Source organism: Methylobacterium sp. M6A4_1b, from assembly GCF_053345175.1.
The window spans coordinates 257,952-272,911 of sequence record NZ_JBKEZQ010000003.1 but is presented as its reverse complement, the minus strand read 5'-3'; the positions used below and the strand labels follow the sequence as shown (position 1 = coordinate 272,911).

Here is a 14,960-nt window from a genome sequence, read left to right as displayed (position 1 = left end):
CCGATGACAGCCAGCCTGCCCAAGACCATGCGACAGATCCGCTTTAACGGTGCCGGCGGGCCCGACGTTCTGGCCCTGGAGACCGCACCGCTGCCGCAGCCCGGTCCCGGCCAGGTCCTGATCGAGGTCGTGGCCGCCGGCATCAACCGGCCCGACATCCAGCAGCGCGAAGGCAAATATCCGCCGCCGAAGGGCGCCACCGAGATCCCGGGCCTCGAGGTCGCCGGCCGCATCGTCGCCCTCGGCGAGGGGGTCTCCGGCGCCTCCATCGGCGACGAGGTCTGCGCCCTGGTGATCAGCGGCGGCTATGCCGAGTTCGCCGTGGCCGAGATCGGCCAGTGCCTGCCGAAGCCGTCCTCGCTCTCGCTGGTCGAGGCCGGCGGCCTGCCGGAGAACTACTTCACCGTCTACAGCACCGTGATCGAGCGCGGCCGCCTAAAGGCCGGCGAGGCCTTCCTCGTCCACGGCGGATCGAGCGGCATCGGCTCGACCGCGATCCAGATCGCCAAGCACCACGGCGCCCGCGTCTTCGCCACCGCCGGCTCGGCCGAGAAGTGCGACTTCTGCCGCGCGCTCGGCGCCGAGGCCGCCATCAACTACCGCGAGGCCGATTTCGTCGAGGAGGTGAAGCGGCTGACCGACGGCAGCGGCGTCGACGTCATCCTGGACATGGTCGGGGCGCCCTACCTCGCCAAGAACCTCTCGGCCCTGGCGATCGAGGGCCGCCTCGTGCAGATCGCGTTCATGCAGGGCTACAAGGTCGATGCCTTCAGCATGACGCCGATCATGATGAAGCGCCTGACCTTCACCGGCGCGACCCTGCGGGCCCGGCCCAAGGCCGAGAAGGCGGCGATCGCCGGCGGCCTCGCCCGCGATGTCTGGCCGCTGCTCGAGGCCGGGACCATCCGCCCGGTGATCCACGCCACCTTCCCGCTGGAGGAGGCGCGCAAGGCCCACGAGCTGATGGAATCGAGCGCCCATCTCGGCAAGATCATGCTGGTGACCGGCCGCTAAGGCCGGACCCGGGCGGAACTCCGCTCTCGACCGTCGCGTTTCAGACCCGAGCCAGAATCACGAGCCGGATTCACGGAAATCGGCGCTCGGGTCGAAACATCGGTCTTCAGGACCGTTCAAGCGAGGATCGCATGGTCGAGAAACTACACGGTCAGGAAGCCCGGCAGGGCAATCGTGGCAAGCCGGTGCTCTACGTCCTCGTCGCCAGCCTCGTGCTGCTCGCGATTGCGATCACGGGCCTGATGACCTGGCAGGGCGCGAATTCGCCGAAGGACTACGCCAGCCAGAGCCAGGACGCCGCCCGTCAGGAAGTCACGGGCTCCGTGAAGGGCAGCTCGAACGCCACCTCGTCGTCGAACACCGGTTCGGTACCGGCCGCGAACCCGGCCTATCCGAGCCCGGCCCAGCCGGCCGCCAACGGCAACAAGCAGTAAGACCGAGACGGATCGTCCGTGCCGGCCGGCTCTAGCGGGTCGGCACGGGCGTCTCGCCGCGATAATCGTAGAAGCCCCGCTTGGACTTGCGTCCGAGCCAGCCGGCCTCGACATACTTCACCAGCAGCGGACAGGGCCGGTACTTCGAATCGGCCAGCCCCTCGTAGAGCACCTGCATCACCGACAGGCAGGTATCGAGGCCGATGAAGTCGGCGAGCTGCAGCGGACCCATCGGGTGGTTCGCGCCGAGGCGCATCGCCGTGTCGATCGACTCCACCGACCCCACGCCCTCGTAGAGGGTGTAGATCGCCTCGTTGATCATCGGCAGCAGGATGCGGTTGACTATGAAGGCCGGGAAATCCTCCGACATCGTCGAGATCTTGCCGAGCTTGGCGATGAACGCCTTCGCCGATTCGTAGGTCGGATCTTCCGTGGCGATGCCGCGGATCAGCTCGACGAGCTGCATCACCGGCACCGGATTCATGAAGTGGATGCCGATGAAGCGCTCCGGCCGATCGGTCGAGGCCGCCAGACGCGTGATCGAGATCGACGAGGTGTTGGTGGCGATCAGGGCATCCGGCTTCAGGGACGCGCAGAGCGTGCTGAAGATCTGGCGCTTGGTCGATTCGTCCTCGGTGGCCGCCTCGATGACGAGGTCGCAGGGCGCGAGGTCGTCGAAGGTCTCGGCCGCCACGATGCGGGAGACGGCGGCGCGGCGCTGCTCGTCGGCGATGCTGCCCTTGGAGACCTGACGCGCCAGATTGCCGTCGACGGTGGCCAGTCCGTTGTGGATGCGGGCCGGATCGCGGTCGTTCAGGCGGACGTCGAGCCCTGCCATCGCGCAGACATGGGCGATGCCGCTTCCCATCTGCCCGGCGCCGATTATGCCGACCGTCCTGATATCGATGCCCATCGTCTGCACTCGCACCCCTGGGGCATGCCTCCGTCGCGGTCCGGGCCCCCCGCCCGGCCGCCGAGGGCGCCCGCCTCGCTTATAACGTCCCGCGAGGGCAGCGGCCTAGAGCAATTCCATGCCGGAAACGCCGTTCGCGCGGGTAGACCGATGCGCCTGGGAGCGCACCGGTCGCGCCCCGACGCTGCGATCCGGCGTTCCGGATCAGCCCTTGGCCTTGGTGATCTCGGATTGCAGCTCGGGCACGATCTGGAACAGGTCGCCGACGAGGCCGTAATCCGCGACCTGGAAGATCGGGGCATCCTCGTCCTTGTTGATGGCGACGATGACCTTCGAGTCCTTCATGCCGGCGAGATGCTGGATCGCGCCGGAGATGCCGACGGCGACGTAGAGCTCCGGTGCCACGACCTTGCCGGTCTGGCCGACCTGCCAGTCGTTCGGGGCGTAGCCGGCATCCACGGCGGCGCGCGAGGCGCCCACGGCGGCGCCCAGGCTGTCGGCCAGCGGCTCGATCAGCTCCTTGAACTTGTCCGAGGAGCCGAGGGAGCGGCCGCCGGAGACGATGATCCTGGCCGCGGCCAGCTCGGGGCGGTCGGACTTGGCGATCTCCTCGCCCTTGAAGCTCGATTTGCCCGACGAGGCGGCCGCCTGGACCGGCTCGATCGGCGCCGCCGCGCCGCCCTCGGCCGCCGGCTTGAAGGCCGCCATGCGGACGGTGATCACCTTCTTGCCGGCCCCGGCCTGCACGGTCTGGATCGCGTTGCCGGCGTAGATCGGACGCTCGAAGGTGTCGGGGGAGACCACGCTGATGATGTCGGAGATCTGCGCCACGTCGAGGAGAGCGGCCACCCGCGGCAGCACGTTCTTGCCGGTGGTGGAAGCCGCCGCGACGACGACGTCGTAGGGCTCGGCCAGGGAGAGCAGCAGGGCGGCGGTGGGCTCGGCGAGGAGGTGGTCGTAGGCGGCGTCCTCGGCGAGCAGCACCTTCTCGACGCCGTCGAGCTTGGCGGCGGCCTCGGCGGCGGGGCGGCTGCCGGCGCCGGCCACGAGGGCGTGAACCGGACCGCCGAAGGAGACGGCCGCCGTCAGAGCCTTCAGGCTCGCGTCGCGGACCGCGCCGTTGTCGTGCTCGATGAGAAGAAGGGTGGCCATGGTGTGCGAACCTCGAAATCGATCAGCGGGAGGGTCCCGGACCCCGTCTCACCCGCCGCAGCGACGCGGCGGGCTCTTGAAACCGTGGGAGGGGCGGGGGCTCAGAGAATCCCGGCCTCGCCCTTCAGCTTCTGCACGAGTTCGGCCGGGGACCCGACCTTGATGCCGGCCTTGCGCCCGGCGGGTTCCACCGTCTTGAGCACGGTGACCCGCGGGGTCACGTCGACGCCCAGGGCATCGGGGGCCAGTTCCTCGAGGGGCTTCTTCTTGGCCTTCATGATGTTGGGCAAGGAGGCGTAGCGCGGCTCGTTGAGGCGCAGGTCGGTGGTGACGATGGCCGGCAGGGTCAGCGTCACGGTCTGGAGGCCGCCGTCGATCTCGCGGGTGACGTCGATCGAGCCCTCGCCGAACTCGACCTTGAAGGCGAAGGTGCCCTGGGGCCAGTCGAGGAGCGCCGCCAGCATCTGGCCGGTCTGGTTCGAATCGTCGTCGATGGCCTGCTTGCCGAGGATGACGAGGCCGGGAGCCTCCTTCTCGACCAGGGCCTTGAGAATCTTGGCCACGGCCAGCGGCTCGACCACGCCATCGGTCTTCACCAGGATCGCCCGGTCGGCGCCCATGGCGAGCGCGGTGCGGAGCGTCTCCTGCGCCTGCTGCGGTCCGATCGAGACGGCGACGATCTCGGTGACCTTGCCCTTCTCCTTGAGGCGAATCGCCTCTTCGACGGCGATCTCGTCGAAGGGGTTCATCGACATCTTGACGTTGGCGAGGTCCACGCCCGAACCGTCGGCCTTGACCCGGATCTTGACGTTGTAGTCGACGACCCGCTTGACGGGCACGAGAACCTTCATGGCGTTCACAATCCTCCGCGCGGATGATGTTGTTCGACCAGGCCGGCGCGGCGCGCAAAGGAACTCCGGGACAACCGGAGGTCCAGAACCCTGGTCATTGAGGCGGCGGACCGTAACGGCCTCATTTCCGCCTTGTCAACGCGCCCGGCGACCGCCCGTCCGGGCGCGAGTCTTGGAGGGCCGGCGATCGGCCTCGCAGGCTCGGGCTCGCAGCCCGGTGGTATTCCAAATGCCTGAGCCTCAGCGGTTTTTACCCGGTATCCAGAGCACGTCGTCGGCGCCGTCGGCATTGGCGGTGCGGCTCGCCACGAACAGGAAATCGGACAGCCGGTTCAGGTACTGCAGCGCTTCCGGCGAGACGATCTCGCCCTCGGTGGCGGCCAGGGCCACCGCCAGCCGCTCGGCCCGCCGGCACACCGTCCGGGCGAGGTGGAGGGCGGCCGAGGCCGGCGACCCGCCGGGCAGCACGAAGGATTTCAGGGGCGACAGGTCGGCGTTCAGGGCGTCGATGTCGCGCTCGACCCGCTGCACCTGTGCGGCGACGATCCGCAGGGGCTCGTATTTCGGCGGCTCGGCGATCTCCGGCGTCGCGAGGTCGGCGCCCAGATCGAAGAGGTCGTTCTGGATCGCGCCGAGCATCGCGTCGAGGCGCGGATCGGCATGCAGCCGCACCAGGCCGATGCAGGCATTGGTCTCGTCGACGGTGCCGTAGGTCTCGATGCGCAGGTCCGCCTTGGAGCGCCGCTCGCCGCTGGCGAGCGCGGTCGACCCCTTGTCGCCGGTGCGGGTGTAGATGCGGTTGAGGGTGACCACGATGGCGTCCGATCCTGAGCGGGGCTGGCGAGAGAGGCCGGCGGGAGCGGGAACCTAGCGCAGTTTCCCGCCGCTGCGAGTCGCATCGGCGGAACGCGAAGGGCCGGCCCCGCATCGGCGGGACCGGCCCTCGAGGCTCATACGGGATGCGAGCGCGGCGAACTCAGAAGGTGTAGCCGAGCTTGCCGCCGAAATTGGTGAGGCCGCGGTTGTTCGCGCAGAGGCCGGCATTCGACATGTGCTCGACGGTCGCCATGATGCTCCAGTGCTCGGTGAGCCGGAAGCCGAGGGCGGCCGCCTCGCGGAACAGCGGGTTGCAGCCCAGGGTGTTGAACCCGGCCGGGGCCGTGGACTTGGGACCGGTGTAGCCGTTATGGGCGCCGGCGCCGAAGAAGCCTTCGAGGAAGACGATGTTGTTCAGCGTCTGCGGGAAGAGGTCCACGGTCCAGGTCGCACCGATATACGCGTAGCTGGTACGGCCGCCGAAGTTGTAGCTGCCGCCGACGGTCGCCCGGGGCACGAAGGCCTGCCAGAACGGGTCGACGCTCACGAGCGGCTTGGAGAACAGGATTTCGCCGTTGATGTTGCTCGTGTCGTGCTCGGCGCTGCCGGGATCCTGCACGGCGCCGCCGATTCGGACCTCGGAGACGATGCTCAGGGGCTTCACCGGGCTGACATAGGCGGCCGGCGGCGCGGACGGGAAGTCTGCGGCCTGGACCGGCACGGCCGTGGCGAGTACGGCGGCAGCAACGGCGAGGCGGAACGTGTGGGAATGCATCGAGACGGTTCCGGTTTGACCCAACGTGTCTAGCATGGCCGCCCGCGGCACCGTCAGGCATCGGGGGCCTCGCCTCGGCGATAGCTGTGCGGTGAGCCCTCCGGGCAACACCCGTCCCGGTCCAAGGCGTCTCAGGCCGCGGCGGGGGGCGCCATCGCCCCGGTCTCGCCCTGCCGGTGCCAGACGTACCAGCACAGGACCGCGACCGGCACGCCGATGATCGAGGTCGCCACGAAGAACCCGGCGAAGCCCGTCGTCTCGATGACGAAGCCGGAGGCGCCGGCCAGCAGGCTGCCGGGGAGGGCGCAGAGGGACGTGAGGAGCGCGTACTGGCTCGCCGCGTGCTCGGAGGCGGCGAGCGACGACATGAAGGTGATCAGCACGATGGACGCGAACGCGTAGGCGAAGCTGTCGATGCTCACCGCGATCGCGAAGGTCCAGAACGCGGTCCCGCCGTCGCCGCCGTGGAGCGCCAGGTAGGCGAGGCTGAGATGCGAGGCCGAGCCGAACACGGTCCCGGCCAGGAGGCTCGCCATCATGCCGATTCGCGGGACGACGTAGCCGGCAAGGAAGGTGCCCGCGAGGGCGACGCCGAAGCCGAACAGCTTGGTCACCGTGGCGATGTCGGTGTTCGAGTAGTGCAGGCTCTTGAACAACGGCATCGCCATCGCGCTGGCGACGTAGCCGGGCATGCGGAAGCCGGCCACCATCAGCAGGATCGGGATCGCCAGCGGACCCAGGCGGCGGACGAGGTCGCGGATCGGCGCCGCGATGGTCTCGACGAAGCCGGGATGGTCGTGGGTCGCGGTCCGGTCGGATTCGGGCTCGGGGGCGAGGAGGGCCGCGATGACCCCCGGCGCCATCGCGGCCACCATGAAGAGGTAGGCCGCCCGCCAGCCATAGGCGTCGGCGAGATAGAGGGCGCCGGCCCCGGCGACGAGGTTGCCGATGCGCCAGCCGATCTCGGCCCAGGACGACATCAGCGACTGGCGCTCCACCGGCACCACGGTGATGCGCCATCCGTCGATGACGACGTCCTGCGTCGCACCGGCGAAGCCGAGCGCCAGGGAGAACGCGATGGTCCAGGCGAGCCAGTGGGCGGGGTCGCCGAAAGCGATGCCCGCGAGGGCCAGCATCACGCCGAGCTGCGAGACGATGATCCAGCCGCGCCGTCGCCCCACGAACCGGCTGATCAGGGGCGCATCGTAGCGGTCGAGGAAAGGTGCCCAGAGGAACTTGAACTTGTAGGCGAGGGTGAGCTCGCTCATCAGCCCGAGGATGCCGATGGGCACCTTGGCCTCCGACAGCCAGGCCGACTGCGTCACGTAGACGAGGAGGAAGGGGATGCCCGAGCTGAAGCCCAGGCCGAGCATCGCCGCGACGCGCCGGTCGAGGACCGAGCTCAGGAACGAAGCGGAGGCCATCGGCGCGCGATCAGGCCGAGCGCCACCAGACCACGCCCATGATGAAGATGATCGCGATGAACTGCAGCAGCACGCGCAGGCGCATCAGCTTCTGCGAGAGGTTGGCGCTGCCCCCGCGCATCATGTTGAACAGGCCGAGGAACAGGACCACCGCCACCGCGACGCAGGCGAGGAGCACGAGAGTGTTGGAGGAGATCACGGCGTCAGGTCTCGGTTCTGTCGGGTCGGGGGTCGTCGCCCCCCATATGGGCTCCTCGAGGGAGGAGCCCAGGGGGCGGGTTCATCGGGTCAGTTCCGGCGCAGGAGGCGCTCGAAGTAGTCGAGCTCGTCGCGCGGACGGTTCGGGTCGCCGAGCTTGCGGCGCAGCTCCTCCATGATGCGCCGGGTGCGCTGGACCGCGGATTCGTCCGCCGTGGGCACGCGGGCATTGCCGTTGGTCATGTCGCGGCCCTTGGTGGGGCGACCGAGGGGATCGTCGTCGCGGTTGCCGGCCTGGCCCTGCTGGCTCGGCTGTTCGCCCCCCTCGCCTTTGCCCTCGCCCTCGCCCTCGGCCATCTCCTGCATCTGCTTCTGCATGCCCTCGGCGCCGCGCTTCAGGCCGTCCAGCGCCCGGCCCTGGGCGTCGACCGCCTCGCCGTCCTTGCCCTGGCCGAGGGCGCCCTCGGCCTCGCGCATGGCCTCCTCGGCCTCCGACAGGCCTTCCTCGCCCTGCATGCCGAGATCCTTCATGCGGCGCTGGAGATCCTCCAGGCGCTCGCGAAGGGCCTGCTGGCGCTGGCCGGCGCCGCCCTTCTGGCCCTCGCCCTTCTGCCCCTGTTGACCTTGGCCCTGCTGACCTTCGCCCTGCTGACCCTGGCCCTGCTGACCCTGGCCCTGCTGCCCGGGCTGGCCCTTCTGGCCCTCGCCCGGCTGGCCCTGTTGCCCGCGCTGCGGACGCTGGCCGCGCTTGTCCTGGCCGTCCTTGAAGGTCTCGTCGCGCAGGTCCTGCTGCTCGCGGGAGAGCTTGTCGAGTTCGTCGGCCTGCTTGCTCATCTCGCGGCCGTTCGGGTCGGACTTGCCGCCCGGCTCCGCGGTCTGCAGATTCTCCAGGATCTCGCGCAGCTGGTCGAGGAGGCGCTGCGCCTCGGCGGTGTCGCCGCGCTTCATGGCCTCGGCCATGTCGTTGAGCATCTTGGTGAGATCGTCCGGCGTCACCGTCTTGGCGTTCGGGTTGGGCTGGCTCTTCTCCGCCTGGGGCTTCTGGTCCTTGCGCTGGCGCTCGGCCATGCCCTTCATGAACTTGTCGAGGGCCTGCTTCAGGTCCTCGGTGAGCTTCTTGATCTCCTCGTCCGGCGCGTTGCGCTCGATCGCCTGCTTCAGGTTGTCCTGGGCCGCGCGCAGGCTCTTCTCGGCGTCCGACAGGTCGCCGTCCTCGATCTTCAGGGCCATCTCCCAGAGGAGGTCGGCCACGTCCATCAGGGCTTCGTCGCTGCGGGCGGCGCGCAGGCGGCGGGAGGCGGTCTTCAGCCCGAGGAAGATGCTCGGCTGGGGCGTGAACCGGTCGGGGGCGATCAGGAGCGCGTCGAGGGCGGTCTGCACCCGGGCGCGGCCGTCGTCCGGCGCGGTGATCAGGCGCCGGCGCTCCTCGGCCAGGGCGCGGGCCAGCGGCTGAGCGAAGACCCGGGCCGGCAGCGTCACCTCGGCGGTGGGCGTGCGGCCCTCCTGCCCGGCCTCGTCCTTCACCACCAGCGTCAGGCGCACGCGGGCGCCGGACCACGGATTGTCGGTGAGGTCGACCAGGGTCTTGGTGTCGTGCTCGCCGGTGGCATCGGTTGGCAGCGCCAGCGCGATCTTCGGCGTCGGCACCAGCGCGCGGGTCTTGGCCAGGGGCTCGACCAGGCCCTCGGCCGAGGCGATGCCGTAATCGTCCTTGGCCCGGTAGGTCAGGTTGAAGGTCCCGCGCGCGTTCACTTCGAGGGCGCCGATGCGCTCCACCTCGGGGGGCGTGTCGGGGATCGTCTCGACGACGAGATGCTGCGTCGTGCCGCCGGCCGCGACGGTGAGGTCGGCGACGCCGCCGGTGAGCTGGAAGCGGTCCTCGCGCAGGTCCGCATGGGGCGGCTTGCCCGGCAGCGCCTTCAGCCCAGCCTTCGGCGTCAGCACCGCCTCGCCCTGGCCGGCGATCCGCACGATCAGGGTGGAATTGACCGGCGCGCGCAGGCGCTGCTGCTCGCCGTTCATGGTCACGACCAGGGGCGGCAGGCGGGTATAGAGCGGCGGATCGATCCAGCCGTCGACCCGGAAGGTCGGTCCCGGGGCCGGCGGCGCCCGCCAGTCGAAGGCGCCGAGGATGCGCGGGCGCCACTCGGCACCGGCCACGAACAGGCTGGCCACCGCCGCCACGATCAGGCCCGCCCGGAACGCGAAGGGGTCGCGACGCGCCATCGCGGGCCGCGGCGGCGGCGGCGTCAGCCCGGCCACGGCCTCGGCTGCCCGGGCCTGGTGCAGGGCCCAGAGAGCGCGGGTCGCCGGATCGGCGGTGCCGACCGCGAGGGTGTCCTCGATCGACGAGGCGGGGTTGTGGGAGAGGGGACCGCCCCTGGCGGCGGCCGCGCGGTCGATCCGGGCCAGGGCCTCGCGCCGGGTGTCGCGCCGCAGGCGCGCCAGGGGCAGGAGCACGGCGACGAGGGCCAGGGCGAAGAGCGCGATGCCGGCGACCCGCGCGAGCGGCGGCAGGTCGAGCCAGAGCCCGAGCCAGGACAGGGTGAGGAAGGCCAGGACCAGGCCGATGCCGCGCCACAGGATCGGCCAGGCCCGCTCCCAGAGGCCGGCGACCTGCGAGCGGGCGACCAGGCGATCGAGCCGCCGGCGCAGGGCCGGTCCCCGTGTCTCGGGGGCCGTCGCGTGCGAATCCGACGCCTGTCCGCTGCGTGTGGAGGTCGCCGGGTCGGCCTCGCCCATCGTGTCTGGCTCCTCGCGCGTCGCATCGGCGCCGCGCCCTACCCGCAAGGCTAGCATGGTGGCGGCGCCGCGCGACGGGGTCAAATCATCCCAGGGTGCCCCGCTGCATCCCCTGGCCTCCGCGCCCCGGCGGCGCGCGGATCTGAACCCGCCGCGTCCCCCGCGGGTTGCTGCCTCGATTTCAGCGGTTCGGAAGGATGCCCGCCATGGTCGATGTGAAGCCCCTCGTGGATGCCCTCGTGCGCGCGCGCCGCGGCCGCCTCGCGGCCACCGCCGCCCTCGGCGGTCTCGCCCTGGTGGCGGGCCTCGCCGCGCGGGCGCTGCGCGGATCGGCCCAGCCGGAGCCCGCCGAGGCGCCGGCGGACCCCGGCGTCGACGAGGACGAGGCGCGCTGGATGCTGCGGGCGATGGTGGCGGCGACCCTGGCCGACGGGATGATCGACAAGGACGAGCGCCAGCGCCTCGATGCGGCGGTCCAGGCCTCGGGGATCGCGCGGGACGAGGCGGCCTGGCTGGAGGCGGAGATCGCCGATCCGGTCGACCTCGACATCATCGCGGATGCGGTGACGACGCCCGAGCAGGCGACGCGGATCTACGCGGCGGTGCGCGTCTCAGTCCTGGCGGACACGCTGCAGGAGCGGGAATTCCTCAAGCGGCTCGCAGAGGCCCTCGACGTACCGGAGGAGGCCGTCGCCCGGATCGAGGGCGAACTCGCCGCCTGAGGTTCAGCCCTGCGGCCCGAGCCAGTCCGGCACCCGGTCGAGGGCGATCAGGTCGTCGTAGGTCTGGCGCGGGCGCACGATGGCGGCGTCCGCGCCGCGCACCAGCACCTCCGGCACGAGCAGGCGGGAATTGTAGGTGCCCGCCTGCACCGCGCCGTAGGCACCGGCGCTCATCACCGCGACGAGGTCGCCGGGGGCGACCTCCGGCATCTCGCGGCCCAGCGCGATGTAGTCGCCGCTCTCGCAGACCGGCCCGACCACGTCGGCGACGATCCTCGGCGTCTCGGACGTGGGCTCCTTGACCGGCCGCAGCCCGTGATAGGCCTCGTACAGGGTCGGCCGGATCAGGTCGTTCATCGCCGCGTCGACGATGACGAAGGTGCGGCCCTCCGTGCGCTTCACGTAGATCACGCGGGTCACCAGGATGCCGGCATTGCCGGCGATCATGCGGCCGATCTCGAAGACCGGGCGCAGGCCCAGCGGCGCGAAATGCGGGCGCAGGATCGCCGACAGGGCGGCAGGCTCCGGCGGCGGCGCGTTGTCGTCGCGGTAGGGAATGCCGAGGCCGCCGCCGAAATCGATGTGGTGGAGGTCGTGCCCCTCCGCCATCAGGTCGCGGGCGAGCCCGGCGAGCAGGCCGGCGGCGTGGTCGAAGGGCGCCAGATCCGTGATCTGGCTGCCGATATGCATGTCCACGCCGGCGATCGCGAGGCCCGGCAGCGTCGCCGCATGGGCGTAGACCGCCCGGGCCCGACCGATCGGAATGCCGAACTTGTTCTCGGACTTGCCGGTGGAGATCTTGGCGTGGGTGCCGGCATCGACGTCGGGATTGACCCGGATCGAGACCGGCGCCGTCAGGCCGAGGCCGGACGCCACGGCGGAGAGCTGGACCAGTTCCGGCTCGCTCTCGACGTTGAAGCAGAAGATGCCGGCCTTCAGGGCGGCGGCCATCTCGCCCTGCGTCTTTCCGACGCCGGAAAAGACGATGCGCTGCGGATCGACCCCGGCCGCCAGCGCCCGGCGCAGCTCGCCCTCCGAGACGATGTCCATGCCGGCCCCGAGGCGCGCCAGGGTGGCGAGCACGGCCTGGTTCGAGTTCGCCTTCATGGCGAAGCAGACGAGGGCGTCGTCCTCGCCGAAGGCCTTGGCGAAGACGCCGTAATGGCGCTCCAGGGTGGCGGTGGCGTAGCAGTAGAACGGCGTCCCGACCGTGTCCGCGAGGGCGGTCAGGTCGACATCCTCGGCCTGGAGGCGGCCGTCGCGGTACTGGAAGTGGTGCATCGGCCTGCCTGCGGGCATCCGCCCGGGGATTCGGGCCTGCGCGCGGCGCGTCCGGGCGGGCGCGTCTTCCCGCACGAGGCCGGGGAAGGTCTGTGGTGATCCGCTTCTACAGGAGCGGGTCGAGCAGGAAAGGTTGCTTGGGGATGACGTAGCCGCGCTTGGCGCCGCGCGTCGTCTTCACCGGCGCCTCGGCGCCCGAGCCCGGCGCCGCCAGGGTATCGAGCTCGTCACCGGCGCGCACAGCCTCCGGCTCCGGCGTCGCGGTCCCGCCGCCGAGGCCGACGCTCTGCGGCAGAGCGCGCGGGCTCGCGACGCCGGGCAGGCCCGGGCGCGCCACGGAGCGCGCGGCCGCGGTGCCCGGCGGCGGCTCCAGCGCGCCGCGGCGGCCGCAGGCCGAGGCGGACAGCGCGATGAGGCCGAGCACGGCGATCGTCGTCAGAGGGCGGAAACGGAGGAACATCGACGCATGCGGTCCGGGACGCGGTGGCGGTCAGCATAGCCGTTGCGGCCGCGCGACGCGAGGGAAACGGCGACGCTGTCCCGCGCGGCGATGTCGTCCCGCGCGGAACCGGGCGCGGCTCAGCTCTTCTTCTTGCCGTCCGTCTTCTGGTAGACGTCGATGGCGCGGCGGCAGTTCTCCGAGAGCTTGGTCCAGTTGGTCTGGAAGCACTTGTCGAGGGCCGGATCATCGGTGGCGAGGTTGCCGCAATAGGTCAGGTAGTCGCCGGTGCAATACTTCTTCAGGGTCTCGTTGCCGCGCTTCGTCTGCGGAGCGGCGGCGCCCTGCGGCTGCGCGGCGGGCTGTGCGAGCGCCGGTGCGACGGCGACCGTGGCGGCGAGGAGGAGGGCAAGCGACGTGAGCTTAAGGGCCATGGGGGGCGCGGTCCGTCTCAGAAAACAGGGAATGGGCGATCCGATGAAGCGCCGACATGGTCGAAACATGGCGCGCCGATGGTCGCCGCGTGGTCAGGCCGCTTTCTACGCCGCGATTTCCCGTCCGCGCAACGTCCGCGGCGTATTCCGCTCCACGTGACGAAACGCGAAGGCGGCCGGATCGCGGATCAGCTGGTCCGGGCCGGCATCGGGTAGGCCGAGACGGGGGGAAGCCGCTCGCGCTGCATCAGGCTGTCGGCGACGTCGGAGATCCGCCGGCGCAGGTCGGCCGCCTCGCCCTCGCGCCGGTCCATCACCGCGGCCAGGGCCTCCTCGGCCGCCGCGAGGCTGGCGCGCAGGGTCTCGCGCTCGGCGACCAGGGTGGCGGTGAGGTCCGGGACCTCGGACCCCGACGGAACCCCGGCTCCGGCCCCGTCCGGCCCGCTCTGCGCGGTGCGGGCGGCGAAGAGGTCGTCGAGGATTTCCTGGTGGGCCAGTTCGAGCACCTGCAGGGTGGCGAGGCCCAGGGCCGTGTCCTGGCGCGCCGCCTCGAGGTCGCGCTCGACGTCGCTCAGAGTGGCGCGGGTCGCCGCAAGCACCGCCTCGCGCTCGCTCAGGGTGGCCTCCCGCTCCTCGACCGTCCGGGTGAGGGCGGCGGCCTCCATGGTCCGCGCGCCGATGGCGGCGAGGTCACCGTGGCGATGGGCCTTCACCGCCTCGACCCTGCGCTCCAGACGGCGCTGGGCGACGGCGAACTGCGCCCGCAGATAGTCCTTCTCGGCCGCGACTTCGGAGATCGACAGGGGGAGCCGGGCCTCGACGCGGCGCGTCGACAGGCGCGCCGCCCGGGTGTTCACGGCGGGCAGGAGCAACAGCGCGCACAGGCTCGCGGCCAGGAAGCCGAGCGTGAAGATCATCACGGTTTCGATCACGCGGAAACGCTCGCTCAACACGCCGTTGACGACAGAGACGACGGGGACACCCGTCGACCCTCGCCGGCCTGTTTAGCCCATGTCCCCCCGGGATGGGCAAGGCGTGCGGGGACACACCCCCGCGCTCGCGCGCCTCAGAACGGATTCCAGGTCGGCTTGGCCGTGAACTTGAGATACCCGATGTTGATGCCGAGGCGGGCGCCGACGCCGGTGCGGATCGGCACCACCACGATGTCGTCCGCCGTCACCGCCGTCATGCCGAAGCCGCCCACGAGGTAGGCCGAACCGTCCACGCCGCCGAAGCGGCGGTACAGGCCCGCCACCGCCGGCAGGTTGTAGACCAGCATCATGGTGCGGTCGCCGTCGCCGCCGACGTCGAAGCCGATGGACGGACCCTGCCAGTAGATCCGGCGCTGGCCGGCATTGCGGGTGTAGAGCGTGCCCTCGCCGTAGCGGACGCCGCCGACGATGGCGCCGGAGGCCTCCTGGCCGAGGATGTAGCCGTTGGGCTCGCCCCAGCGGCGCGTCGCCTCCTCGACCAGCTGGGCCAGGCCGCGCGACATCGAGCCGAAGAAGCGGTGACCGTTATCGACCAGTTCCTCGGGGCGAAACTTGCCCGGCGCGCCGTCGGCCGCCGCGAGGGCGCGGGGCGAGACGCCGAGGAGGAGCGCGCCCGCGAGGGCGCCGACGACGGCGCGCCGGGTGGTGCGATCACGCGATGGCAGGGCGCGGCCGGCCCGATGGTTCGACGTCATGCCTCGTCCCTCCTGTCTACCGACACCCGCCCGGAGGCGCTATCGTCTCGCTAACCGAGACCGCGCTATGGACGGTGA

The 14,960-nt window shown here is 71.0% G+C and carries 16 protein-coding genes; 3 read left to right on the top strand and 13 right to left on the bottom strand.

Going from position 1 to position 14,960, the window contains the following annotated elements:
- The first annotated feature begins 3 nt into the window (after window positions 1-3).
- On the top strand, window positions 4-1,014 hold the full coding sequence (locus ACLBWX_RS05225) for an NAD(P)H-quinone oxidoreductase (protein ID WP_447676012.1): 1,011 nt from the start codon (window positions 4-6) through the stop codon (window positions 1,012-1,014).
- 131 nt (window positions 1,015-1,145) lie between these two features.
- Window positions 1,146-1,448, top strand: coding sequence for a hypothetical protein (locus ACLBWX_RS05220; protein ID WP_447676011.1), 303 nt, complete (start codon window positions 1,146-1,148; stop codon window positions 1,446-1,448).
- Between the two features lie 31 nt (window positions 1,449-1,479).
- Here the strand turns inward: ACLBWX_RS05220 and ACLBWX_RS05215 are convergent, their stop codons facing one another.
- The 8 genes from ACLBWX_RS05215 to ACLBWX_RS05180 all read right to left on the bottom strand — a co-directional run bounded on the left by ACLBWX_RS05215 (window position 1,480) and on the right by ACLBWX_RS05180 (window position 10,319).
- Window positions 1,480-2,361: a 3-hydroxybutyryl-CoA dehydrogenase gene (locus ACLBWX_RS05215; protein ID WP_447676010.1), complete on the bottom strand. Its 882-nt coding sequence runs from the start codon at window positions 2,359-2,361 to the stop codon at window positions 1,480-1,482.
- Window positions 2,362-2,565: 204 nt separating this feature from the next.
- Window positions 2,566-3,513, bottom strand: coding sequence for an electron transfer flavoprotein subunit alpha/FixB family protein (locus ACLBWX_RS05210; protein ID WP_447676009.1), 948 nt, complete (start codon window positions 3,511-3,513; stop codon window positions 2,566-2,568).
- A 101-nt stretch (window positions 3,514-3,614) separates the two neighbouring features.
- Window positions 3,615-4,364: an electron transfer flavoprotein subunit beta/FixA family protein gene (locus tag ACLBWX_RS05205; RefSeq protein WP_447676008.1), complete on the bottom strand. Its 750-nt coding sequence runs from the start codon at window positions 4,362-4,364 to the stop codon at window positions 3,615-3,617.
- 240 nt (window positions 4,365-4,604) lie between these two features.
- Window positions 4,605-5,177 carry a cob(I)yrinic acid a,c-diamide adenosyltransferase gene (locus tag ACLBWX_RS05200; RefSeq protein WP_447676007.1) on the bottom strand — a complete coding sequence of 191 codons (573 nt, stop codon included), beginning with the start codon at window positions 5,175-5,177 and terminating at the stop codon, window positions 4,605-4,607.
- A 163-nt stretch (window positions 5,178-5,340) separates the two neighbouring features.
- Window positions 5,341-5,955 (bottom strand): acyloxyacyl hydrolase, encoded by a 615-nt coding sequence (locus ACLBWX_RS05195; RefSeq protein WP_447676006.1) that lies wholly within the window; start codon window positions 5,953-5,955, stop codon window positions 5,341-5,343.
- Between the two features lie 131 nt (window positions 5,956-6,086).
- On the bottom strand, window positions 6,087-7,379 hold the full coding sequence (locus tag ACLBWX_RS05190; RefSeq protein WP_447676005.1) for an AmpG family muropeptide MFS transporter: 1,293 nt from the start codon (window positions 7,377-7,379) through the stop codon (window positions 6,087-6,089).
- 10 nt (window positions 7,380-7,389) lie between these two features.
- A complete protein-coding gene (locus tag ACLBWX_RS05185; protein WP_447676063.1) occupies window positions 7,390-7,575 on the bottom strand; it encodes a twin transmembrane helix small protein in 186 nt (61 codons plus the stop codon).
- Between the two features lie 92 nt (window positions 7,576-7,667).
- Entirely contained in the window at window positions 7,668-10,319 is a 2,652-nt protein-coding gene (locus tag ACLBWX_RS05180; protein WP_447676004.1) for a TIGR02302 family protein, read from the bottom strand.
- 206 nt (window positions 10,320-10,525) lie between these two features.
- Between ACLBWX_RS05180 and ACLBWX_RS05175 the strand changes: the two genes are divergently transcribed.
- Window positions 10,526-11,041: a DUF533 domain-containing protein gene (locus tag ACLBWX_RS05175; protein ID WP_447676003.1), complete on the top strand. Its 516-nt coding sequence runs from the start codon at window positions 10,526-10,528 to the stop codon at window positions 11,039-11,041.
- A gap of 3 nt (window positions 11,042-11,044) precedes the next feature.
- Here the strand turns inward: ACLBWX_RS05175 and lysA are convergent, their stop codons facing one another.
- From lysA to ACLBWX_RS05150, 5 genes are all read right to left on the bottom strand, one after another.
- Complete coding sequence (lysA, locus tag ACLBWX_RS05170; RefSeq protein ID WP_447676062.1) at window positions 11,045-12,322, bottom strand: diaminopimelate decarboxylase; 1,278 nt, start codon at window positions 12,320-12,322, stop codon at window positions 11,045-11,047.
- A 106-nt stretch (window positions 12,323-12,428) separates the two neighbouring features.
- Window positions 12,429-12,782, bottom strand: coding sequence for an LPS translocon maturation chaperone LptM (gene lptM / locus ACLBWX_RS05165; protein ID WP_447676002.1), 354 nt, complete (start codon window positions 12,780-12,782; stop codon window positions 12,429-12,431).
- Window positions 12,783-12,901: 119 nt separating this feature from the next.
- The gene (locus ACLBWX_RS05160; RefSeq protein ID WP_447676001.1) at window positions 12,902-13,195 is read right to left on the bottom strand and encodes a 3',5'-cyclic-nucleotide phosphodiesterase; all 294 of its coding nucleotides are present in this window, start codon (window positions 13,193-13,195) and stop codon (window positions 12,902-12,904) included.
- 188 nt (window positions 13,196-13,383) lie between these two features.
- Window positions 13,384-14,127 carry a hypothetical protein gene (locus ACLBWX_RS05155; protein WP_447676000.1) on the bottom strand — a complete coding sequence of 248 codons (744 nt, stop codon included), beginning with the start codon at window positions 14,125-14,127 and terminating at the stop codon, window positions 13,384-13,386.
- Window positions 14,128-14,261: 134 nt separating this feature from the next.
- On the bottom strand, window positions 14,262-14,882 hold the full coding sequence (locus ACLBWX_RS05150; RefSeq protein ID WP_447675999.1) for a DUF1134 domain-containing protein: 621 nt from the start codon (window positions 14,880-14,882) through the stop codon (window positions 14,262-14,264).
- Window positions 14,883-14,960: the final 78 nt, after the last annotated feature.